Source organism: Euzebya pacifica (genome assembly GCF_003344865.1).
Lineage (GTDB): Bacteria > Actinomycetota > Nitriliruptoria > Euzebyales > Euzebyaceae > Euzebya > Euzebya pacifica.
In genome coordinates this window covers 19,079-41,991 of record NZ_CP031166.1, presented here as the reverse complement: position 1 = coordinate 41,991, position 22,913 = coordinate 19,079, and the positions used below count along the sequence as shown (strand labels likewise).

The window sequence follows — 22,913 nt, the reverse complement described above, 5'->3', positions numbered from 1 at the left end:
TCGACCCCACCATGGACACCACCGGCCCCGACGGATGGGAGCAGGTCCCCGACGCCGTCATCGGGGACCTGCCCGTCCGACGAGAACTGCTCGGCGACACCGTTGCCGTCACCCGCGAGCCTGCTGGGTTCGCGCCCGCACCACCGGTGGACTGCTCACCGTCGGGCAGCAACCCCCGGCGCTGCCGACTACGCGCCGCGCGCGTCACCGATGCCGACGGTATGCGGTGGACCATCACCGCGACCGCCCCAATGCCCGAGCGGCCCCACCCGGTCGCGGTGCCCTCCGGTTGGCCCGCACCGCCTGCCGTCCCGACCGACGGCACACCGGTGGGCGACCTCGATCCGGCCCTGCCCGTCGCGGCCGCCTGCATGGACCAGCGGTGGGTCACCATCCTCGATGCCGACCTGCGCTGCCACCGCACCGACCTCGACGACTGGCTCACCGACCCGCCGCTGCACACCGCCGCACCAGCCGACCCCGTCCAGTCCATCGTCGCGCAGTGGCGCCACCGCCACCCCGCCGCGGCCGTGCGGTTCGCCGGCCGATGGGTCTGGCCAGACTGGCTCGCGCTCGCCCCCGACGGCACCTCCTCGATCGGTCCGCCCGAGTCCGGGCTCGGCTGCCGCCACATGCTGGTCGGGGTGGCCCGCGGACGCGTCGCTCACCTCGCCGTCGCCCAGATCGACGTGCTCGATGGCACACCCCGCTTCGGGGAGGACCCGACGGTGCTGTACCGCGCCACCATCGAGCGGCCGTCGATGACCGTCTGTGGCAAGCAGGCCGACATGCAAGTCGGGTCCGTCGCCAACGTCTGCAAGGGCTGCCTCAGCGGCCTGCCCGACAACAGTCCGGTGTCGCACGGCACCAGCGTCATCGGACCCGACGGGCTTCGACTGCTCGGCCCCGACGGACTGCCCGCGATGCTGCTCACCCTGCTCGCCCCCTGACTCGCCCCGGGGTCGCCCCCTCGGACTGTCCATGCCGTTGTCAGAACCTGCCCGCACCACTCACGGCGCATCGCCCCAGGCGATGCCTGGTGCCGCGCCCCCCAACGTCGTGCACCTGCACAGCACCTCCCCGGAGCGGCGGGCATCCCGCCTGATCGCGCTGGCCGCAACGGTCCGGATCGCCGACGCGGGACTCATCCTGCGTTCCATGCACGAGGACGCCGTTCGCGCCTCACCCGCAGCCGCACCACCGCCTGCGGGCAACGCCTAACCGGTCCAAAGGGGGCCTTGGCCACGCCCGACCGCTGCAGATAGTCTTCGCGATCTGGTCGCGGACAGCCGCGTTGACAGGGCTTGACCCAGTTGCGCGAACCACGACGCGAAGGAAGGGACCCTCCCTCGGGGGGCGAGCTCACCGGACGCAGTGGCGAATGTCGGATGTGAACAACGGACCGGTCCGAACGGCTGGGGAAGGTCGCCCGGACCGGTCCGCTGTCATCCGGGACCAGCCGGTCAGTCCTTGGAGCCGGTGGTGGAGAGGTCCACGACGAGGTCGGCCACGAGCTCGCCGGCGACGGCGTCCTTGTGGGAAGCCAACCTCCGCGCGAACGCGGTGATGGACGCGGTCAGCAGTTCGTCGAGTGCGGAGGCAAGGACCGCGTGGTCAATGACGCCGAGTTCGCCGGCCAGTGAGGCCGGGTCGGTGGGTTCGCCGTCGAGCGCCACGGTCATCTTGCCGTTGGCGTCGTCGGTGAGTCGGACGGCGCCGGCGGTCGTGTCGAGCAGCAGCACGAGGTGCTGGCCGCGTCCGCGATCGGCGAACTCGTGGCCTATCACCGACACGCCGGCGGCGGTCAGGGTGTCGGCGGCGATGGACGTGTACAGGACGTTTGGCACAGGTTCCTCCCGGATGGGGTGGCCCCATGGTGCCCGACGCCGGCGACGCGCCCGCCTGCCAACGGGTGGGTGACGTGGCCGCTGCGGTCAGGTGAGCGGGAGTGCGGCACCGCGGGCGATGGCGTCGCCGCATTCCGCGGCCAGGTCCATTGGCCCGTTGGTGGGGATGGTGGCGTCGGCGAGGGCGACGACGATCTCGGTGATGACCGCGATGGTCTGCCGGCAGGGTTCGAGCGGCAGGTTGCGGCTGAACAGGTCACGGATGCCGTCCGGGTCGGTGCCGTCGCTGCTGGTTCTGGCCGTGCGGGTGTTGTCCTGGTGGGTGCAGAGCCGGTGGACCAAGCCGGTGACGAGCGCATCCCATCGGGGGTCTGGCCGGTAGGTCGATCCGAGGATCGCCGCGGTCAGTTCGTCGGCTTCCCAACCGTCCTGGCGTGCGTCGCCGAAGATGACTGAGAACGCGAGGTACAGGGCCCGCCAGACGCCGACGGGTTCGGCGACGGCGATGGGGAAGGGGTGGCCTGCGGCGAGTCCGAACACGAGGTCGCGGGCGATGGCCTCGTGGTGGGGGTCGGGTCTCATCGTCCCGTCTCGGTTCGGTGCATGACCTCATCTGACCACATGCGATCGACGGCGGGCAGGTCCACGGGCCGGGGCAAGGTGTAGCTGTCGGGGGTCGTCCCAGTCGATGGTGACGAGGTCGTTCTCGTTGACGTCGTTCACGGCGCGGTGGTGGGGGTCGATTCCCTTGATGCGCGGTCGTGGCCAGGTGAGCGCGAGGTTCGTCCCGGGGCTCGGGGATCCGCAGGACCAGCATTGCTGTGGTCGTCAACGACGGCCCATTGGGGTCGCCCTGGTCGCCGGAGGTCGGGGACGAGTGCGCCGGTCGTTGGAACGCCGAACCTGATGTCGGCGTGCACGGGGCCGCCCACCGGGCGTTGTGTGGCAGGCGGTGAGGGTATGGCTGCGCGGACACCATCTCGGCGCTACTGCCCACACGACATTGCGATCGCCCTCGACACTCGTCGGGATCGGCCCCCGATGCCTGCTGAGCGGCAACGTCGTGGGCTTCAACCCGACGTGCGCGACCCGCGTGTCCTGCCCCTCCCGTCACCGACCATTGAGGTCGGGGGCGTCGGTGCGTTCAGGTGACCGCCGTCGCCCACGCCGTGCCGTCGCCTGACAGGACGGTGGAGTGGCGCACGTGCGCGTCGGGGTTGCGTTCACGGGCAAACGCCAGCATGGCCGACGCGAGCCCCTTGCGGCGGTGCTGCTTGGACACATAGGCCTTGTGGATCATCCCGTTGTTGATGGCGCCCTCGTCGATGGGGTTGCCGTCGGCGTCAAGCGGCGGCTTGCCGCTGAACCAGGTGAGGTAGCCGGCGGTCGCGTAGCTGCCGTCCTTGCGTCGCACGTGCACGACCATCGTCGTCGGGCCCGCCTCGTAGAGCCGGTAGTGGCCGCCGGGCAGGTACCGGAAGCTGGCGGCCTGCGGGCGGTCGCGGGCGACCAGAGTGGCGACGTAGGCGTCGGAGTAGGCCGTCCCCTTGAACCGGGCGTCATCGGTGGCGTCGTGGGCGATCCAGTCGACGTCGCGTCCCAGGTCGTGCTCCTCGGTGCAACCGCACGCGTGGAGTCCCCCGAGGTCCTCGACGTTGCCCTGTGCGCCGCATCGGGTGCATGCGGCCAAGGTCGGGTCGGGTCCCGGCATGACCTGGTAGGTGTGGGGGATCCTGTCCGGGCCGGCCGGAGCGACCGGTGGTACGCCCGCCACCGGGGTGCCATCGATGCTGCCGCAGTTGCCGCACCACTGAGCCTGCGCCGCCTTGTCAGCCCGGATGACGATTCCGCATCCGCCGCACGCAGCGGATGTCGGCCCGAGGGTCCGGAACGGGGAGGCGGGAGCAAACGGGTCGGTGGTGGCGGTGGTCGTGGCCTGGGCTGACGCAGCCGCCGTCGGTGTGGCGGTGTGGCGTCCGCAGTCACCGGAGACGGCCGGTTGCCGGCAGGGCCTGCCGTCGGTGGTGCGGTTGCGGCAGCGAGGCGTCCGGGGCATGCCCTGGTCATTCCGGGCGTGTCAGTCGGTGGACGACGACGCGGTCCCTGCCGTCGTCCGTGGCCCGGTACATGGCGGTGTCGGCGGGATGGTCCAGACTGCCTGGGATGCCGACCCAGACGCCCGTCCCGTCCTGCGATGGCTCGTCACGGTCCGGAGGGCGGGTGCCATGACGCCTGCGGCGTTGATGGTTGCCTGTCACCTGCGATGGGTGGCCGATGACATGCGGGCGGGGGCGGACGGACGGTTCCCCGTGGTGGTGGAACAGTCGGCGGTCTTCCTTCCGGAGCCGCCGGCTGGTGAGGTTGCCTGGTGGGTGACGACCGGTCATGCGGCCCGTCTGGTCCAAGCCGGCCTGGGGTTGCGCCTGGATGTCGTCGACGACGCCTGGTTGGCGGGTCTCCCCCACGAGCTCACGGACCGGCGCATCCGCACGGGCGTGCTCGAGGAGCTGGTTGCCTGGCCGGCGCAAACCCCGGGGTTCGTGAAGCCGTCGTTGGCCAAGGTCGACGTCCTGGCCGCCCAGTGGGTCCCCGACATCGCGGTGGCCGCACGGTTGGCCCTCGACGCCGGCGCGCACCCTGCGACGTCGGTGCAGGTGTCAGATGTCCGGCTGGACCTGGTCGCCGAGCACCGGGTGTATGTCCTCGACGGCCGGGCCGTGGCGTCCAGTCCCTACCTGGTCGACGGGGCGTCATGGGAGCCCGGTTGGGACGCGGCCTCCCGTCCCACCGAGACCTCGGCCGCCCGCGCGTTTGCCGAGGCAGCAGTGGCCTCGGGCCCGTCACCCGAGGCGTTGGTGGTCGACGTCGGCCTGCTCGCCAGCGGCCGTTGGGTGGTCGTTGAGGCCAACGCGCCGTGGGCGTCCAACCCCTATGGCTGCGACCTGCGGCTGGTTGTCGACTGCGTTGTTGCGGCGTCGTGCGGCCGCCCCGCGTCGCGGTGGACCTGGTCTGCGGATGCCCACGAGGCAGCGATCGCCAGCACGATGGATCCACTGGTGGCCCGTTGATGGCCACGGCTGCCGGCGTCCCCGCGGGCCACCTCCCAGATGCGCTGGCCTCTGCAGGCCCCTTGCCGGCCGAGGGGCGGGGCCGGTGGCGTCAGGACGCGGGGCCGAACGCCTGCTCGCAGGCGTGACGCATTGCGGCCTCGCGGTCATCTGAGAGTTCCTCGAAGCGGTCCCAGTACTCGCCTGAGCCCGTTTCGATGCCCTCGTCGTGGATCATCGACTCGATGCCGTCGGTTTCGTGCAGGGTGGAGTAGACGTAGCGCGACAGGTACCGGTGGCCGTCGGGGGTGAAACCGTTGGTGGAGGCGAGGAGTCGGCCGCCGCCCCGGTGCCACATGTCGGCGAGCATCTTCTTGGCGATGCCGCGTCCACGCGCGTCGGGGTGGACCTCAAGGGACTGGATGTCGATCCTGTTCCCTTGCCCGAGTGGTTCGTCGACCTCGGCCCTGCCGTAGATGCCGCCATCAGGGGTGCGCCACAGCAACGTCGTACCGCGCTCGGTGTCCATGGCGAGGTCGTTGGCGCTGAGCCGGTCGGGGACCGATGGGGCGAACTCCCCCCATTTGCCGGTGGTGGCCGGGGTGCCACCGAACGGATCGGTGGCGGCGACCGCTGCTCCCGTCGGGGCGGCTGCGGCGGTGGTGACGGTTGCGGTGGTGTGGCGTCCGCAGTCGCCGGTGGTCGACGGCTGCGTGCAGGCCGCCCCGGTTGTGGTGGTGCCTCGACAGGTGCTCATGCCCTCTGCCATTCCCCGGTGGGGCCGCACCCCGGGTGGCCTGGCGGCACGGGGTTGCGGCGGCGAAGCAGCTCGGCGATGGCGGTGCAGCAGCGGGCAAGCGTGACGTGGGTGACGCCTTCCCTGCGGAGGGCTGGCAGATGGTTGCTCGACGGCCGGTTGCGGCACGGATGGCGTTTCCAGCCAGGTTCGGGCGCGAAGGTGGAGGTGAGGAGAGGGTGGCCGTCAAGGCCGCACCGGAACATCGGTGAGGGGACGGGCGGGACCCTCGCTCGGTTCATGGCTCCATCTTCGCCGATCGTGTCAGTGCTGCGCGGCGGCGTCGGCCAGGAGCCGGTAGGCGGAGCCGTCGAAGCAGGAGCAGCCGATCCGGTGGCCGGTGGTGGGGCCGGTCTGGTCGGGGGTGCCGTCGCGCAGGCGCCGGGTGGTGGTTCGGATCCGTTGGCTGGTGGTGTTCATGGTGCGGTTCCTTGCACGTGGGGTGCCGACATCGGGTCAGGACGTCGCGATCCGGGCGGCGATGTGCTCGACGACGGGGTCAAGGATTGCGCGTGATGTGTGGTGGAGGTCGGTGATGACGTCGGCGGCACCGGTGGTGCCGGCGGCGGCCCAGCCGATGGTGAGGAGCACTTGGGTGGTGTTGACGGCGAGGACAACAGGAACCCATGTCGGCCGGCCGAGCCGTTGGAGGTCGGGCTGATGGCCGCGCGTTTCGGCCAGGGTGGCGAGGATGTGCCAGCCGGCGGCGGCGCCAACGGCGGCTGCGGCGAGTGGGCTGCCGCCGAGCCCGGCGGCGGTGGTGCCGATGATCGCGGCGAGCGGGACGAGCGGGAGGATGTAGGGGGCGATTCCGATCAGCCAGTTGCCGCGTCCGGTGACGGAGGCGTAGGTGACGTGGCCGCTGTCACGGCGGACGCTGGCTCCGGTGATGGGGTGGAAGGTGGCAAGCGCAACGATGGCGTGGGCGGCTTCGTGCTCAAGGGTGCCGAGGTGACCGAACCCGGTGCGGTGCCGTCCGTACTTGATGCCTGCCGCGGTGCAGGTGGTGGCGACGAGGAGCAGGACAGTGGGGCCTGCGGGTGCCTGCGCTGCCCTGATGGCAAGGCGGGCGGCGGCAAGGCTGAGAGGCCAGGCCAGCAGGACGCAGCCGAGGACTGTGGGGATGCGGAGCAGTCCGATGGTGAGGTCGCACAGCAGGGAGGGGCCCGTCCACCAGGGGGCTTTGCGGCGTCGGGCCATTACGGCCGGCCGCCCCACAAGGACCAGCGTCCCCAGGTGTGTGGGTCCTGGCCTGGCCTGGGGGCTCTGGCGGGCGTGGGGTTCATGGGCTGGCCATTCCGCGCATGGGGCGGACGGTCAGGCTGTCGCCGACGTGTGCCAAGGTGGCCGGATCGAGCTGGTGGTGAGGCAGCCCCGTGCGGGCTCCTGCTGCTGGTGTCGGCGGCATGGTCTCACCTTGCACCGCGCGGCGGTGTTGTCAGCGGGGAGGTGGGGCGCCAGCGGGGACGAAGGGTCCGCTGAGCCGCAATCGGGGTGGGTGTCGCCGACCCCGCCGGCTGGTCAGGGCTGGCGGTCACCCGGCCGAGGTTGGTTGCGGTGGTGGCGGAGTTCAAGGCCGTACTGGAGGAGGAACAGCACGATGAAGACGGCTGCGGCACCGACGAGGAGGCGCGGGTCGTTGTCGGTGCCGCGGATGGTCAGGATCGCGGCGACGAGGATGCCGAGCGCGACGCAGGTGGTCACCTCTCCGTGTCGACGCTGCCGGGAGGGCTTGGTGGTCTTGTCAGCCATGAGCTTGAACTGTCGAAGGCCCCGTCCCCGGGGACCGGAGCCGCCGTTTGGTGCTTGTCGAGCCGCCGGTTTGGTCATGGACCAGCTTCCCGTGGGGTGGGTGGCCGGGGGCGGCCGTCAGTTGTGACGACGGTGGTGTGCAGCAGGACTTGCGCCGCCAGGCGTGACGACCGCACGGTCAGGACGGGGCACCCCGCTCCGACTTCTTCGGAGGACCCCTGGTGATGCGCTACTCCCCCACCGTCGCATCGACGCCTACGTCGACGGCCCCGGCGACACTGCATCGCATGACCACCGAACCGATCACCGTCGAGGACGCCGTTGACCGGCTCCGCCGCAGGCACGCCGCGGAGGGTCTGGACATGCCGGGCGGCTGCGACCGGTCCGCCATTGACGCGCTTGAGGCCGCGGTCGCCGGCATCGCCGCCGTTCCCGCGCGGCTGCCCCTGGACTATCGCCGCCTTCTCGAACTGGTCGACCCCGACGGCCTGCGTGTCACCGGCGACGTCGAACTGGTCGGCCCGCAGGCGGTGATCGACCAGCTCGACCGCGCCAACCCGGACCTGCCTGCCCTCCTGATCCCCGTGGGTGGCGAGGGCTACTTCGTCGTGCTCGAACTGGCCACCGACGGCCATCCCGGCGGCTTGTGGGTGTGGGATCCGGGCCTGGACGACATCCATCGGATCGCCGGTGGGCCTGCCGGGTTGATCGCTGCGACCGCCGACGCCCCGGCTGTGGCATTGCCCGACGCCGGCCACGTCTGGGTCGCTCTTGACGTCGACGGGTTGTTCGACGAGCAGGTCGGGTGGGAACGGACCGCTTGGCCCGACCGGTGGCTGCTCTCCGACGGGGTGGATCCCGCCGACCTTGCGTCCCGCCACACCCCAACGGCGACGATCGCTGAGGTCCTCGCCGGCGACGGCGAGGGACTCGTGCACGCGCGGGTGCGGGTCCACGCGGGCACCGCTGCTGGATCGGTCGTTCGGCTCTTCGCGCCTGACGCCCCGGAGGTGTCGGCCGAGCAGGCCGCCATCGACCATCTCGCCGGGATGCTGGCGGAGGAGCGGGACGCCGCCGTCGCACGGTTGGAGGAGCTCACCGAGCTGATGTCCTCGGGCGGGGCCGCGTCGCTGCCCGTCGACGACCTTCTTGCCATGTCGGCCGAGATCAAGGCGCTCACCGGCATGGGTGCGGCGGGTTCCGTGCCGTCCTACCGGCTGGTCTGGTGGCCCAGGGACACGGGTCCGGCCGGGCCGACCCGTGACAGCGTCGTCGAGCTGGTGCTGAGGCCCGGTGCCCCCGCCGACGGGGCGGGCATGCCCTTGGGGACGGAGGTCGTGGAGGCCACGGTCGTGTCGGCCCGCCACGTCCGTGACGCTGACGGCGTCGGGTGACACCGTCAACCGTCTACGGCAACCGATGCCGGTAGTGGCGTCGTTGGTTCACGTCAACAGCTCCTGATGTCAGCCGGGTTCGGGGACGGACGCTGTCGCGGGGGTGACATGTCAGCCCCGCACGCGGTCAGCGGGATCCTGCGCGGGGCTTCACCGACCAGGTCTTGCGGGGCCCCTTGGCTTCTGACCACACCCGGTGGTCCTGCATCAGGACCGTCCAGCCGTCGTTGACGAACGGGACGAGCTCGCCGACCCAGAGGCGGCCAAGCAGGTGACGAGTCGGCTGGTGGTCGCGGTCGCCGGTCAGCACGGGGCCTGGCGCGGCCAGCACGGGGAGCCGTCCGAACCCCTCGAAGTCGGCCCAGGTGTAGTCGACCATCTGCGCCAGCCACTTGACGGGGTCCTTCAGCCCCGTGGGCCTGCCGATGAGGGCCTTGGCCTCCACGGCCAGCGCCGGCGCGGTGTCGGTCCACCCGGTCGGGTCCTTGGGCTGGATGACGGCATCCACCGCCACCCCACCGCCGTCGGGCAGGACCCCCCGGACCTCCCGCTGGACGTGGAAGTCACGGGCGAGGTCGCCGAACATCCAGTTCTGCAGGTCGTGTTCCCGCTCGAAGGCGATCCTGGCGACCGGCTTGCGGTCATGAAGGACGATCCCGTCCTCTATGCAGGTGGTGCACAGCCGTCCGGCGTTGTCCCGGTCCGGGAGGCGGTCCTGCCAGACCGGCCCCGTAGCTCCCGTCGCGCCGCAGGCGTAGCAGCTGTCGTAGGGCCGCGTCGTCCAGTCGCCCGTGCGCGGGCCGCTGATGGCTTGGCAGCGGTCGCATGCGGCGCCGGCGGTGTGGGGGTGGCGCGGCTGGGCGCGGGCGCTGACGGTGATGCGCTCGCGTCCGAGGGCGGCCGCGAGCGCCCGTCGTCGGTGGGGGCGGCGCAGGAAGCGGGCGACTTCCGGTGCGGGTGCCGTCACGCCTTCGTCGAAGACGTCCACTTCGGCGGGGTCGACGGGGCAGTCGGTGAGGAGTTCGGCGGCGATCAGGTGCAGCGGGGTCATGCCGGCAGTGTGCGAGGTGAGGGTGACACCGCCGGCCGGGTGGTGTCCTCGGGGCCTGCCCGTCTTGGTGATGTGAGCCGCAGCAGCGATCCGAGCTCGTCGGCCTTGAACGCCCGCCTGGGGTCGTCGGGCCCGCCGAGCGGCGGCCCGTACGCCATGCCGTGGAGGGACGCGCCGTCGGTTCGCAGGGCCCGGCTGATGGCGGCGGTGGTCTGGGCGGGGACCCGGCCGACGACCCCGATGAGGCGGTCGATCCCGATGGTGGCGTACAGCTCGCCTTGGACCAGCAGGTCGTAGGCGGTGGCGCGGCCGGCCGGGATGATCGCGTCGAAGTCGGTGGCCATCTGGGTGCGGTTGCTGACCAGCAGGACGCGGGCCGTCGCCGAACGGGTGTCGGTTGTGGTGAGGAGGAGGATGCGGCGGTGCGCCCGGTCGGGGCTGGTGGCGATCGCCAGCGTTCCGGGTGCCATTGGTCCGGGTTGCGGCGGGTGTGGGGGGGTGGGCGGCGTGGTGCCGGCTGATCGTGGCGGTGAGTGCTGGTCCCATGCGATGCCTTGCGTCTCGGGGGTGCATGGGGTCCAAGTCGGCTTGCGGGGGTTGGTGTCAACCAGGTGGTGGCTGCTGGGCGGTTCAGTTGGCGTTGAGGCCGTGGGGTCGGCGGGTGGACAGCCGGGCTTTCCATGAGGTTTCGAGGGCCTGCACGTCCGCGGGGTCGGCGGTGGGGGCAACGAGTTGGAGGATGGAGAAGACGAAGCCGGTGGGGTCCAGGCCGGTGAGGTCGACGTTGCCGCCGTGGCCGGTCTGGGCGTAGTGGCGCCATCGTTGGGCGAGGTTGAGCTCGCCGTAGGCGGCGCCGACGTAGCCGCGGCCGGTTGTTCGGTCGTGGATGTAGTAGATGCCGCGCCACTGCTCGAGGCGTTGCCACCATGAGTGGGGCATGGCGGCCAGGCCGGCGTGCTCGACGACGAGTTCTTCCACCCCAGGGACCGGCGGCACCAGCTTGGACTCCTGGTGGACGGCCTGGATGTCGAACAGCCCAGGGCGGACCACCCGGATGTAGCCGCGCCGTCCGGTCCAGGAGAGCGCGAGCCGGCCGGCCCACTCGTCGAGCCGGTCGTCGCGGGCGAGCTCGATCCATGTGGTGGGCCGGCCGGCCATGTCCGCTGGCCCTTCGGCCCCGAGGGCGGCGAGCCGGTCGTTGCCGGGCACGGCGCGCCATTCGGCGTCGGTGATGGGCCGGCTGGGCCCGACCCGGTACAGCCCGGTGAGGAGCACGCCGGCGCCGTGGGCGACACCGGCGACGGCCCAGGTGCGGGCGACGATCTTGTTGGCCTCCCCTTCGATGTGGAAGGCGTTGAAGGCGTCGTAGGCCTGCTGGTCCTCGGCGGCGAGGGTCGGCAGGGCGGCGGTGAGCACGGGGGTGTCGCCGGTGTGGCGCAGCAGCACTGCGGTGCGGTCGTCGGTGACGGGGATGCCGACGGCGTCGAGGACGTGGGCGAGGGTCAGGATCGGCATGCGATGCAGTGTCGTGCAGGCCGCGTCTGGCCGCAGTCCGAGACGCAGCGATCCGCAGGGCTGGGAGGCTGGCTTCTGGTGTCGGGGTCGGCAGCGGCCAGGCCTCAGCCTGACGTCGTGCCTGGTCGCCACGCGTCGCCGGGTGCGCCGCCGGCGTGTCAGATCCCGGAGGCGCGCAGGTCCGTGCAGATATCGACCACCGTGACCGCGATCACCCCGAACCGGGGGTGCTCGTGGTAGCGGAGCTCGTCGGCGAGCACCTTGATCGTGTCTTCGTGCTCGTCGATCACGGTGTCGACCGGTTCCCCGGCCTCGGCGTGCTGCCGGAGGCCGGGGACGTCGACGGCGATGTCGTCGTAGTCGGCGAAGAGGTTGTTGGCGTCAACGTCCTCGTGGAGCAGGTCGAGTGTGGCCAGTGCGTGGGCGGCGGCGGTGACCACGCCAGGTTCGTCGCGGTCGGCCAGGGAGGAGGCCATCTGGTCGAGCAGGTCGGCTACCGCGTCGGGGGTGGGCGTGCCGTCTGGCTGGTGGTTCCGGGTGTGGGCGGGCAGGTCGCGGTAGCGGATGTCCATGTCGGGTCCGATCAGGGTCTCGGCGGGCCGGGTCGGCCCACTCTCCCTGCAACTGTTCCGCTTTGCAGCGGCGCGACAGCAGCGGGGGTGCCACTCGTGTGCGTTGTCGGGGTGTCGCGGCGGTGGTGACGAGGTCGACGCAGTCGTCGCAGATGCCTTCGAGCTTTGGGTGTCCGCCCCAAGCTGGCCGTCTGGGGCCAATCGGCGCGTCCCCTTTCACGTGTGTGCGTGGCCCTGTACACATTCACACGCGCGGCTGCCCGCGTTGTTGACGACGTCAACTGCCTTCGTGCCCGCATCTCGACAGGCTGATACGTCAGCCCACAGGGGGGTTGGTCTGGTGGGCGGCCGGACGGCCCTGTCGCACCGTGGGTGCAGACTCTGGCGGCGTATGGGTCAGATCGCCGTTCTGGACGGCTCCCGTGTGGACGCGACCGCCGTTGACGACGGCGGCTGGGGGCTGCTGCACCGGCGCGGCCGGGCCCGGCCGGCCCTCACCTGCCCCGGATGCGACGCCGCCGTCCACGCGGTCCAACGACAGACGACACGGTTCTTCCGACACGACCGGGCGGGCTCAGATTGCCCGTGCGCCAACGAGTCGCCCCGTCACCTGGCTCTCAAGTCCGCCTGCGCCACCGCGGTTCGCACAGCCGGATGGGAGGCGCTGCCCGAGCACCGGGTCGGGGGCCGTGTCGCCGATGTCCTCGCAGTCCCACCGGGATCGGCTGCCGGAGACGTCGGCTGCGTGTCGGTGGAGATCCAACTGTCCAACCAGCCCGCTGACGTCACGGTGGCCCGGACCGCCGACCACGCCCGCGCGGGTTCGGCGGTCCTGTGGGTCGTCACCCGCCCCTCGGCCGTGGACGCCCCGGACCTGCCGCATCTCGTGGTCGCCGGCGACGCACCCCATCCGGTGGCCGCACCGGTGGTGGTTCTGAACGCGGCGGCCCGTGTCCGTGTGGACGGCCGTGAGCTGCCCGTCCCCCGGTGGCGGACGGCCGGCCCGTTCCCGCTCGACCGGGTCGTGGCGGGGATCCTGTCGGGCCGTCTGGTGTGGACGGAGCTGCCCCGCAACCGGGCATGGCCGTCGAGGGCGTCATGGCAATGGGTTCCAGCCGCCCAGATCCCCGAGCAGCAGCGGCTATCGGACGCGTTGGGGCGGGCCGAGGAGGCGGCGAGCGTGGTGACAGCGGCCAGGCGACAGGTCCATGCCGCCAACATCCTGGCGCATGCCGAGACGAAACGGACCGTGACCGCACGTCTGCTTGACCTGCTCGAGGCCGCCGGCCACCGGCTCCGCTGGCCGGGCGATCCGGTGGAGGACCGGTCTGGGTGGTACGCCCACGGGACGGTGGTACGGACCGTTGGAGGCCCGTTGTACGTGGTTCACCCGGTCGCCGGGCAGGTGCGGGGTGGTGCGCGTCGCAAGCTGGCGTCGGCGGTGGTCGTGGTCGACACCGCCGAGTCGGCGGCGCGCCTGTCGGCGGTGGGTGTGGACGCGGTACCGATCCATGCGGTGCGCATCGCGCCGCCGGCCAGCTGAACCCCAAGCCAGGTCGAGGGGCCAGCCCCGCAGCTGGCTGGTCCAACCCCGTGCCAGCCGGCGCAGGGTTGGACTCGGCGTGGGTCGGGCCCAGCGGGATGTCCGTGTGGGGTTGACGTTCCGGATGTGGCCGCGCCTACGGGTCCGGCTTAGCCGTCTGCGGGGTGTCCGTTGAGGATCTCGGCCCGGTGCAGCCATCGGTGGACCGCACTGGTGGAGGCTCCCAGTTCCTCGGCGATCTCCTTGATGGTCATCTGCTTCACGACCCTGGCCTGGTGCAGCCATTCGCGATCGGGCGGCTCGGGCCTTGCTGGTGCGTCGACACCTGCGTCGTCAAGCCATGCGCTGATGGTTACTGGGTGCACGCCGAGTTCGGCGGCGACGTCCTTGCGGGTCCGGCCGGCCTGCACGAGCTGCTGGTGGAGCCAGTCGGCGTCGGGCCGGGACGGTGGTTGGGGCCGTTGGATGCCGGCGTTGTCGATCCAGCGACGGACGGTGCGTTCCGACACTCCGAGCCGACGGGCGATCTCGGAGTTCGTCAGTTCGTCATCGATGACTGCGGCTTCCAACCAGTCGTCATTCGGGCGGGGCAGCGGGATGCTTGGTGCCACCCCGGCGTCGCGCAGCCACTTGTTGGTTGTGTGGAGCGACGCCCCGAGTTCGGCGGCGAGCTCCTCGGCGGTGCGTCCGTCACGGTGGGCTGCCAGGAGCCATTCGTTGTCGGGGCGGGTGGGACGCGGACGCGGTTTGCGGACTCCGGAGTCACGCAGCCAGCGGATGACGGTGGTCTTGGCCACGCCGTGCTCGGCTGCGATGTCGGCTGCGGTCCGTCCGTCCTCGACCGCCCGTTGGAGCACCTTCGGGTCGGGCATTGGGGCCCTTGGGCGGCCCTTGTGCTTGCGGACTGGGATGCCGTGGACCTTGAGCCATCGGCGCACCGTGGGTGGGGACACGCCAACCTGTTCGGCGATCGCGGCTTGGGTGTGGCCCTTGACGACGTAGGCGCGATGCAGCCAGTCGCGGTCGGCCAGGGGTGTGTCGTCGGTCATGGCCCATGCGGCTTGGTGGGGATGGGGGTCAGTTGTTGTGCTGGTCGACATCTATTTCGTGGACGGTCACGGCACCGGTTGGGTCGATGGATGCGCGCCCGGACAGCCAGGCCACGGATGCCTTGAGGTCCTGGGGCCGGCATATGCCGTGTCCTTGTGCCTGGTCGAACCCGAGCCGTTCGAGGGTGCTGATGATCGCCCGGTCCTCAACGCCTTCGGCCACCACCGTCAACTGGTGGAGCCGTCCGAAGGCCACGACGGTGGCCAGCAACGCTTCGCCGTTGGCATCGCTGATGCGTGAGACGAACTGTCGGTCGACCTTCAGGCTCGTCAGTGGCAGGTGCTGCAGCACCGCAAGGGAGGAGTTGCCTGTCCCGAAGTCGTCCAGCGCGATCCGGACGCCGAGGTGGCGGAGTTCACCCAGGACGCGGACGCTGGCCTCGGTTTCCTTGATCGCGGCGGTTTCGGTGATCTCGATGGCGAGACGGTCAGCCGGGACGTTGTGCTGTGTGAGTGCTTGCAGGACCATGCTGGCGAACGCTGGGTCGGTGAGGCTGCGCCGCGACACGTTGACATGGACGATGATGGGGCCGGAGTTCTCGGCTTCGAGCTGGGGTTGGGCCGACAGGGCATCGTGGAGGACTCGGCGGGTGAAGGGGCCGACGAGCGACCCGGCGGCTTCGATGTCGCGGACGAACTCCGATGGTGCGATGGGGCCATGCAACGGGCTGTCCCAGCGGGCTAGCGCCTCGAACCCCATGACCAGTCCCGTTCGGGTGTCGATCATCGGCTGGTACACCAACGACATCTCCGGGCTGTTGATGGCCTCCCGGAGCGACTCGAGGTGGTGGGTGGGGTCGGCAAGGTCGGGGTCGGCCATGGTCCATCGGTCTGCGGACCGCTTGGCGGTGTACATGGCGGCGTCGGCGGCTCGGAAGGCCTCACCGAGGGTCCGCCAGTTCGGTCCGGTGACGGCCACGCCCACCGATCCGCTTGTGGTGACGGTCTCCACGGCCGGATCGGTGACGGGCAGGTCACCGGCCATGGCGTCAGCCAATACTCCGGCTTGGTCTCCTGCGGCGTCGAGCCCGGCGACTGATGGCAGCAGCACGGCGAACTCGTCGCCACCGAGCCGGGCGACCAGGCCGCCCTCCGGGGTGGCGTCGGTGAGTCGCTTGGCGATCTGGACCAGGACCTCGTCGCCGATCTGGTGGCCGAGTGTGTCGTTGATGGTCTTGAAGTCGTTGAGGTCGATCAGGTACAGCGCCACCCGGCCGCTGGTCCGGCCGGCCCGCTCGATGATGGCTTCGGCCTGCTCGTCGAAAGCCCGTCGGTTCAGCAGGCCCGTCAGGGGGTCCTGGATGGCGTCGAGTTCGCGGGCAAGGGCAACCTTGGCAGAGTGGTGAACCACCCAGGTGAGCAGCATCGCCATGGGCAGCAGCAACGGCTGGGTGCGGCCGATGACGACCATGACGGGGCCGAGCAGCACCAGCATCCAGTCGGTGGTCCACGTCTCGAACACGTCACGGCGGAACACCGCCACGAACGACATTTCCTGGAGGATCGCCAGGAGCCCCGACATCAGGACGACGTTGACGATGTTGAACACCCACGACGCCCCGATGAGCCCGACGACCAGCACCGGATCGGCGTCGGCACCTGCACCAAGCATCTGGGCGTCGACTGCACGAAAAACGGCAAGCGCCGCAATCGAGGAGAGCAGCAGCATCGCGGCGTTGAACACCGACTTGATCGGGTCGGTCTTCAGCAGGTCCGCAGCAAGGGACGCTGCCGCAACGAGCAGGGCCGCGGTGTAGCCGGGCACGACGAGCAGCAGTGCCACGATGTAGGCGGCCGACAGCGTGTGCACACTCGAGTCGCGGCTCTTCAACAGATCCAGCGGCTGAATCTCCACCCACAGCATGGCCCCGACCAGCACCAGCGCAAGGATGGAATCGTCACTGCCCCAAAGGCCATGCGTCGAGGAGTGGACCAGAACGCCCACGGCTGCGATCACTGCCATGGCGACGACTGCCCAGACGTACCGCATCACGTGGTCCGGGCCGTCCGCCGCAGCGTCGCTGGCGGTCGTGTCCGCATCGGCTGCAGGCGTGATGACCGCAGCGTCGCTGCGTCCATCGGTGTCTGGCCGTGCAGCAGACGTGGACAAGGGAAACGGGCCTTCGGGGCGTGGGCAAGCCGTACGGGTGACTAGTACCTCGGCATCTGCCGGGTGCCCCTTTAGGGTGACACGAGCCGACGACAACGTCGTGGACCCCACCGCCCCGGTGGCCCCGCGAAGGATTCCGGACGGGTGACCGCCGTTCGGTCAGGGTGGTCGGGCGGCCCGATGCGTAGGTCCGCATGGCCCCTGATGGCCACGAAGACGTTGCAGCGCAACTAGTTCTAAGGTTTCTCTCCGGACGTGCCGATAGTTGTGTGGTGGCGGTGGCGGTCTCTGTCTGCCGTCGCAGCAGTCCACCCACGATCAGGAGCAATCCGATGAGTCCCCGTACACGCAAAGCCCTCATGAACCTTGCCGCCTTGGTGGCCGTCATCCTTGCCACCGGTGCCCCGCAGAAGTGGGGCTAGGCGACCAGCGGACATGACCGCAGGCAACTCGCCTGCGTACTCCGTTGGCCTCCGGGCCTACCTCGCCGCCGTCATCCTCCTCGGCGTCGCCGCCACGGGGATCGGCGGCGCCGAGTTGCTCAACGGGACGCTGAGTCCCAACTGGATCGCCGTCGGCACCTTCGCGGGGGCGCTGCTCGTCGCGGAGATCCAGCCGGTCAGGTGGATCCGGGGACGCGAAGCCAGCTTCGTCACCGTGTCGCTGGCCTACGCCTTCGCGTTGACCATGTCCCTCAGTGGGTTGGCCGCCGTCCCGATCGTTGCCGCCGCATCGATCATCGGTGACCTCTCGCGTCGCATCGATCGTCACAAGGTGGCGTTCAACGCCGCCACCGCCGCACTGTCCACTGCTGCTGCCGCCGCCGCGCTCCGGACCTTCGACGCGCAACATGCCGTTGCCAGCCTCGACGTCAGCGCCGAACAAGTCCTCGGCATCGTCCTCGCCGGGCTCAGCATGTATGCCGTTGCCGCCATTCCCCTTAACATCGCCATTGGCCTGGCCACCGGTGATGGTGCCGTCACAACGATGCGACGCGACTTTCTCCTCGCGTTCGGCACCGATGGCCTGCTCCTGGTGCAGGCCCCAGTCCTCGTTGGAGCCGCAGCGGTCTCCCCGCTGCTGCTCCCCTTCGCCATGGTCCTCACCGGCACGGTGATCCGGTCCGGCCGCCACCTCGCCGCTGCTGAGGACCGTGCCCACCATGATCCCCTCACGGGCCTTGCCAACCGCGACCGGTTCACCGCCGACGCCGAACAGGTACTCGCCCGTGGCATCAGGCATGGGCTGCGCCCCACCGTCGTCGTCCTCGACCTCGACGGGTTCAAGCCGATCAACGACACCCTCGGGCACGCCACGGGCGACATCGTCCTGCAACGAGTCGCCGAACAGTTGCAGGCTCGCGCGCCCCACGGCGCCACGGTCGCACGACTCGGCGGTGACGAGTTCGCCGTGCTGCTGCCCGACACCACCACCGACGCCCGACCACAGGTGCAGCACTTCGCGGATGCCTTCCCTGTCCAACTGATCGTCAACGACGTCACCGTCGAGGTCGAAGCATCGATGGGCTACGCCCAGGTGACAACCGAAGACGAGGGTGTCGGGGCGCTGCTCCGGGCTGCAGACGCCGCCATGTACGCCTCCAAGCGCACCGGTCACCGCATCGAAGAGGCTGAACTCGGAGCCGACACCCGCCGGTTGCGTGACCTTGCCGACGCGATCGCCAACGACAACCTCGCCCTGCACTTCCAGCCGATCCTGGATGTCCGCACCCAGGCCGTGCTGGCGGTGGAAGCCCTCCTCCGCTGGGACCACCCCGACGACGGCCCCATCGCCCCCAACGTCCTCATCCCGCTGGTCGAGGCGTCGGCGCTGCTCACCCCGTTGACCCGCTGGGTGCTCCGCAACGCCTGCAAGGCGACCAGACAGATGCACGACCGAGGCCACCGGGTCGGCGTGCACGTCAACATCTCCATCCGCAACCTCGCCGACCCCACCTTCGCCGACGACGTCCTTGCCGCCCTGCACGACCACCAGCTCCCCAGCAAGTGGCTGACCCTGGAAATCACCGACAGCAGCGGGTTCCAACCCGACGATGCCCGCCGTACCGTCGCCCGGCTCACCGAAGCGGGTGTCGGCGTCGCACTCGACGGGTTCGGCAACGACTCAGTCATGGTCCGCATCCGCACCATGCAACTGACGGCCCTCAAGGTCGACCAGTCATTGCTGACCGACGCCACCCACAGCAACTACGGCCGTGCGGTCCTGCGGACCCTCGGAGCGTTCGGCCGTGAGCTCGGGCTGCCCCTCATCGTCGAGGGTGTCGAAACGGCCGAACACCTCCACGCAGCCGCAGGCGCCGGCATCGAACGCGCCCAAGGGTTCGGCCTCGCCAAACCCCTGTCCTTCCCCGAAACGTTGGCATGGCTCGACGGGCGCCTCAGCCTGGACCAGCCGTTGACCCCCCCGGCAACCGCCGCGGTCAAGGAGATCCACGTCCCATGATTCTGCTCGTCGCCACTGCCCTGGCCATCTCCGCAGGACTGCTCACCGGCGGACGCCTGTCGGCGTCCGCCAGCCTGCCGATCCGCCACAGCCACTTCATCATCATGGTGTTCCTCGTCCAGGCGATCGCCATCGAGGTGCTCATCGGCACCCCGGCCCGGTTCGTGCACTTGCTGTCCTACGCAGCAGCGCTGACGTGGGCGTGGGCCAACCGGCACGTCACGGGACTGCCGGTCATCGCTCTGGGAGTTGCGAGCAACGGCCTCGTCATCGCCGCCAACGGCGGCGTCATGCCGGCGACCGCCGCCGCCGCCAACATGGCAGGGCTCTCCCCCGAGACCGGATTCTCCAACTCTGCCGTCACCGAAAACGCCACCCTGTGGTGGCTCGGCGACATCTTCGCCACCCCCGCCAGCTGGCCGCTGTCCAACGTGTTCTCCATCGGCGACATTGCCCTCGTCATTGGGCTGTTCCTCCTGATCCGCAGGGCCGGCCAGCCCGCCTCCCAAGGCGGCTCCCGTCTCCGCCGTGCAGCCGTTGCCGTCACCGGGCTGCCGTCGCGGCCGGGCACCACCGCCATTGGCGTCATCGGCCTCCTCACCGTCACCGGCACCTTGGCCCTGCTGATGGTCACCTCAACCATGCCGACCGGGTCGCTCGTCACAGCGGGTGCCCTGACCACCATCGGCCTGGCCGCCCACGTGGCATCCATCGCTGGCCCACGCCGGCAGAGCCCGACCAATGCCTTCTTCGTCCTCGCCGCCGTCACCTCCCCCGCCGGCGGCCCCCCGATGGTCCTTGCCGCCATGATCATCGGTGAGGTCGTCCACCGGACCATCGGCACCGGCCCCACCAGCGGTCCCGCACGACTGCACGTCTTCAAGACTGTCTGCAACGCTGCCCTCAACACCCTCGCACCGGTCGGCGTCGCCGTGGTCATCCTGACCACCATAGGAACCGACCCGGCGACCCCCGCCATGTGGGCTGCCGTCACCGTCGGATCGGTCCTCATCGACTACGTCACCGCGGTCGTGGTGCACCACCTCATCCGGTTCGCTACCGGCGAACCGTGGTCGCCCACGCTGCTGCGGCCCTCACTGCACCCGATGGCCCTCGTCGTTGCTGCTGCCCCCGCCACCGTTGTCTGCATCCTCGCGGCCTACCATCCGGTGGCCGTGCTGAGCCTGGCCCTGCCGATGCTCGGCTGGGCCATCACCGCTGACAAGCTGGCACGCCACACCGAAGCGGTGACCGCCGACAACATCTCGGGGCTGCCATCCCGTCCCGCGTTCCTCGACCAGACCCACGGCATCGCGACCGCCCGCGCCGTCCACGTCCTGCGGATCGCCGACCTGCGCGAGATCGAGCAGGCCCTCGGGCCCTACGCCGCGGACGACATCATCCGGCAGGTCGGCCAGCACCTCACCGAGCTGGCCATCGGCCAACCCCAGGGACACGTCGCCCGCGACTGCTTCGCCGTCTGCATCGACGACACCGGCCCCAGCGCCGAAACGCTCGGCCGCAGCCTGTCGGGCACCTACCGGGTCGATGACCTTCCCCTGCCCGTCTCCATTGTCGTCGGGACAGCCGCCCGCACCGACCGCGGCGTCCAGATCGGCGTCGCTGATCTCCTCGTCCGCGCCGAAACCGCACTCGATCACGGCACGGGCCCTGTCCGGTCCTTCACCGACAAGATGCCGCTCGGCACCGCCAAGGACCTCCGCCTCGCCGACCAGCTCCGCCACGCTCTCGGCAACGGCGAGATCGTCCCGTGGTACCAGCCGATCATGTCTGCGGGGCCCGAACCAGCCATGGTCGGCGCCGAAGCCCTGGCCCGCTGGAACCACCCCACCGACGGCACGCTTCCACCCGGTGCCTGGCTGCCCAAGCTCGTCTCAATGGGCCTCGATTCCTTCCTCACGGGCGCCATGCTGCAAGCCGTCTGTGCCGACATCGCCCGATGGCGCGACGAACACGACGCCGCCGTGCACGTCAACCTCAACGTCACCGCCGTCGACCTGGCCTCCGGCACCCTTCCCGATCTCGTCACGGGTGCCTGCGAAGCCCACGACATCGACCCGTCGTGGCTGACCATCGAGATCACCGAGCAGTCGGCGATGGTCGACCCCGAAGCGACCGCTGAGACCCTGCAGACCCTTCACGAGCTCGGTTGCCGCATCGCCATCGACGACGTCGGCGAGGGGCACTCCTCGCTCGGCCGCCTTGCCCGGTTCGACATCGACGAGCTCAAGATCGACCGGCAGATGCTCATCGGTGCCCATGGATCCCCGCGGGTCGTGGCTGTCCTTGACGCACTCATCGGCCTCGGCCATGCACTCGACATGCGGGTCGTCGCCGAAGGGGTCGAGTCCATGCGCGACGCCCGCCTCCTCACCCGCTTGGGTGCCGACAAGCTGCAGGGCTACGGGCTCGGCAAGCCGGCCGACGCCCACACCTTCATCACTGAGGCCCTCAGCCACGGCGAAACGATGCCGGCCACCGCTCCTGATACCGCAGAAGCAGCCATCGGCGACTGAGCGGCTCCCACCCGGCAGGTCCGTCTCTCACAGGAGCTCCTGGTGGGCTTCTGGCAGACTGCCGCTGATGGCTGGGGTGACTCGCGACGCGTTGGAGTCGTTGACGGTGGATGGGGCGGCGGCCCAGTGGCGGCGCATCCGCAGCCGCCAGCCCCCGAGGCCGAAGGGCAACCAGGGCCTGTACGAGCCGGTTGAGGTGCTGCTGGCGTATGCGGCGATGTTCCTCGTGGACCCCTCGACACAGGGCGGGTCGGATCGGTCCGGTCACCACGAGGTGATCCGGATGATCGCCGATGCGGTGGTGCGGACGTCGTCGTCGGTGGCGATGAAGTGTCACAACTTGCGTGGCACCCGTGCGCATGCCGGCAGCCACGAGGCGGAGCTGTACGTCGCACTCGGGACCGGCGACCTCCCGTTTGCCGAGCTGTACCTGGTTGCCCTGGCGGGCGCACGCCTGGCGGGGGTCGACGAGACGGTGCTGCCGGACTTCCTCGGCTTGGCTGACGCCAACGGCGGATGGCAGGCGTTGTTCGTCGGGCTCGACGAGCTCGCGGGGGAGGACCTCGAACGCGAAGCTGCAATGGTCGAGGGCCGCACGGTCCGTCAGGCGATCGCCGATCTGCGGGTCGGTCAAGCCCGCTACGCCCGGCAGGTCCTTGCCCGGTTCGCCAACCGCTGCGGGTTCTGTGGGTTGGACGGGTCGGCGTTGCCGGGTCATCGGCTCACCATCGCCAGCCATGTGAAGCCGTGGCGGGACTCCACCAGCCGGGAACGGCTCGATCCGGCCAACGGGGTGGCGGCCTGCCCCACCCACGACATCGGGTTCGACACCGGACTGCTGACCATCGATGCGGACCTGCGGATCCGGCGGGCCGGTCGGCTTGCGGCGGCTGCGGCCAGCGACCCCGCCGCCGGTCAGGCCTTCACCGTGGCCGACCGGCTGATCGTCCCCTCCCAGGCGGCCGCCCCGGCGGCGCGTTACCTGGACTGGCATCGGACCCACATCTGGGTGAACCACTCCCCCGACTGACCCCGCATCAGGTGGTGTCGACGCCCCCCTTTTGGCGGCCGCTGCGGTGACGGTCAGGCGGGTCTTCGTCGACCATCACTGGCGGGTGGACAGCCCGTCTCGACGGTCGGGACGGGCAATTTGGGTCCGCTGTCCCACGAAAGGGGA

General features: G+C 70.4%; 21 protein-coding genes. 8 read left to right on the top strand and 13 right to left on the bottom strand.

Translation table 11 applies throughout. The features are described 5' to 3' along the window. The first annotated feature begins 11 nt into the window (after positions 1–11). Together DVS28_RS25285 and DVS28_RS28780 are read left to right on the top strand one after the other, a co-directional pair. Positions 12–950, top strand: a complete 939-nt coding sequence (locus tag DVS28_RS25285) for a hypothetical protein (protein WP_114594434.1) — start codon at positions 12–14, stop codon at positions 948–950. An 82-nt stretch (positions 951–1,032) separates the two neighbouring features. Further along, entirely contained in the window at positions 1,033–1,221 is a 189-nt protein-coding gene (locus DVS28_RS28780; RefSeq protein WP_216826638.1) for a hypothetical protein, read from the top strand. A 242-nt stretch (positions 1,222–1,463) separates the two neighbouring features. Here the strand turns inward: DVS28_RS28780 and DVS28_RS25280 are convergent, their stop codons facing one another. From DVS28_RS25280 to DVS28_RS25270, 3 genes are all read right to left on the bottom strand, one after another. Next, positions 1,464–1,847 carry a hypothetical protein gene (locus DVS28_RS25280; RefSeq protein ID WP_114594433.1) on the bottom strand — a complete coding sequence of 128 codons (384 nt, stop codon included), beginning with the start codon at positions 1,845–1,847 and terminating at the stop codon, positions 1,464–1,466. Positions 1,848–1,934: 87 nt separating this feature from the next. Beyond that, complete coding sequence (locus DVS28_RS25275; RefSeq protein ID WP_114594432.1) at positions 1,935–2,429, bottom strand: hypothetical protein; 495 nt, start codon at positions 2,427–2,429, stop codon at positions 1,935–1,937. A gap of 562 nt (positions 2,430–2,991) precedes the next feature. Continuing rightward, positions 2,992–3,903, bottom strand: coding sequence for an N-acetyltransferase (locus tag DVS28_RS25270; RefSeq protein ID WP_164711055.1), 912 nt, complete (start codon positions 3,901–3,903; stop codon positions 2,992–2,994). 88 nt (positions 3,904–3,991) lie between these two features. Between DVS28_RS25270 and DVS28_RS25265 the strand changes: the two genes are divergently transcribed. Beyond that, the gene (locus DVS28_RS25265; RefSeq protein ID WP_164711054.1) at positions 3,992–4,915 is read left to right on the top strand and encodes an ATP-grasp domain-containing protein; all 924 of its coding nucleotides are present in this window, start codon (positions 3,992–3,994) and stop codon (positions 4,913–4,915) included. A gap of 91 nt (positions 4,916–5,006) precedes the next feature. Here the strand turns inward: DVS28_RS25265 and DVS28_RS25260 are convergent, their stop codons facing one another. From DVS28_RS25260 to DVS28_RS25250, 4 genes are all read right to left on the bottom strand, one after another. Then, positions 5,007–5,651, bottom strand: coding sequence for a GNAT family N-acetyltransferase (locus DVS28_RS25260; RefSeq protein ID WP_164711053.1), 645 nt, complete (start codon positions 5,649–5,651; stop codon positions 5,007–5,009). Between the two features lie 303 nt (positions 5,652–5,954). Continuing rightward, complete coding sequence (locus DVS28_RS28775; protein WP_164711052.1) at positions 5,955–6,110, bottom strand: hypothetical protein; 156 nt, start codon at positions 6,108–6,110, stop codon at positions 5,955–5,957. A gap of 36 nt (positions 6,111–6,146) precedes the next feature. Beyond that, complete coding sequence (locus DVS28_RS25255) at positions 6,147–6,890, bottom strand: hypothetical protein (RefSeq protein ID WP_114594428.1); 744 nt, start codon at positions 6,888–6,890, stop codon at positions 6,147–6,149. A gap of 321 nt (positions 6,891–7,211) precedes the next feature. After that, positions 7,212–7,442: a prepilin peptidase gene (locus tag DVS28_RS25250; RefSeq protein WP_114594427.1), complete on the bottom strand. Its 231-nt coding sequence runs from the start codon at positions 7,440–7,442 to the stop codon at positions 7,212–7,214. Between the two features lie 287 nt (positions 7,443–7,729). On the opposite strand from DVS28_RS25250, the gene DVS28_RS25245 reads away from it, so the two are divergent. Continuing rightward, the gene (locus DVS28_RS25245) at positions 7,730–8,836 is read left to right on the top strand and encodes an SMI1/KNR4 family protein (protein WP_114594426.1); all 1,107 of its coding nucleotides are present in this window, start codon (positions 7,730–7,732) and stop codon (positions 8,834–8,836) included. A gap of 127 nt (positions 8,837–8,963) precedes the next feature. Here the strand turns inward: DVS28_RS25245 and DVS28_RS25240 are convergent, their stop codons facing one another. The 4 genes from DVS28_RS25240 to DVS28_RS25225 form a co-directional block, all read right to left on the bottom strand. Beyond that, positions 8,964–9,887: a hypothetical protein gene (locus DVS28_RS25240; RefSeq protein ID WP_114594425.1), complete on the bottom strand. Its 924-nt coding sequence runs from the start codon at positions 9,885–9,887 to the stop codon at positions 8,964–8,966. After that, entirely contained in the window at positions 9,884–10,357 is a 474-nt protein-coding gene (locus tag DVS28_RS25235) for a hypothetical protein (RefSeq protein WP_114594424.1), read from the bottom strand. Before DVS28_RS25235 ends, DVS28_RS25240 begins: the two co-directional genes overlap by 4 nt. A gap of 160 nt (positions 10,358–10,517) precedes the next feature. Beyond that, entirely contained in the window at positions 10,518–11,402 is an 885-nt protein-coding gene (locus DVS28_RS25230) for a GIY-YIG nuclease family protein (protein ID WP_114594423.1), read from the bottom strand. Between the two features lie 158 nt (positions 11,403–11,560). Next, entirely contained in the window at positions 11,561–11,974 is a 414-nt protein-coding gene (locus DVS28_RS25225) for a hypothetical protein (RefSeq protein ID WP_114594422.1), read from the bottom strand. 391 nt (positions 11,975–12,365) lie between these two features. Between DVS28_RS25225 and DVS28_RS25220 the strand changes: the two genes are divergently transcribed. Next, complete coding sequence (locus DVS28_RS25220; RefSeq protein ID WP_114594421.1) at positions 12,366–13,517, top strand: competence protein CoiA; 1,152 nt, start codon at positions 12,366–12,368, stop codon at positions 13,515–13,517. Positions 13,518–13,666: 149 nt separating this feature from the next. Here the strand turns inward: DVS28_RS25220 and DVS28_RS25215 are convergent, their stop codons facing one another. Further along, the gene (locus DVS28_RS25215) at positions 13,667–14,566 is read right to left on the bottom strand and encodes a helix-turn-helix domain-containing protein (protein ID WP_216826637.1); all 900 of its coding nucleotides are present in this window, start codon (positions 14,564–14,566) and stop codon (positions 13,667–13,669) included. Between the two features lie 28 nt (positions 14,567–14,594). Then, on the bottom strand, positions 14,595–16,736 hold the full coding sequence (locus tag DVS28_RS25210; RefSeq protein WP_114594419.1) for a putative bifunctional diguanylate cyclase/phosphodiesterase: 2,142 nt from the start codon (positions 16,734–16,736) through the stop codon (positions 14,595–14,597). A 435-nt stretch (positions 16,737–17,171) separates the two neighbouring features. Between DVS28_RS25210 and DVS28_RS25205 the strand changes: the two genes are divergently transcribed. From DVS28_RS25205 to DVS28_RS25195, 3 genes are all read left to right on the top strand, one after another. After that, positions 17,172–19,199, top strand: a complete 2,028-nt coding sequence (locus DVS28_RS25205) for a putative bifunctional diguanylate cyclase/phosphodiesterase (protein WP_114594418.1) — start codon at positions 17,172–17,174, stop codon at positions 19,197–19,199. Then, on the top strand, positions 19,196–21,736 hold the full coding sequence (locus tag DVS28_RS25200) for an EAL domain-containing protein (protein ID WP_114594417.1): 2,541 nt from the start codon (positions 19,196–19,198) through the stop codon (positions 21,734–21,736). The genes DVS28_RS25205 and DVS28_RS25200 overlap by 4 nt, the downstream gene beginning before the upstream one ends. A gap of 67 nt (positions 21,737–21,803) precedes the next feature. Next, on the top strand, positions 21,804–22,766 hold the full coding sequence (locus tag DVS28_RS25195; RefSeq protein WP_245973667.1) for an HNH endonuclease: 963 nt from the start codon (positions 21,804–21,806) through the stop codon (positions 22,764–22,766). Positions 22,767–22,913 lie beyond the last annotated feature (147 nt).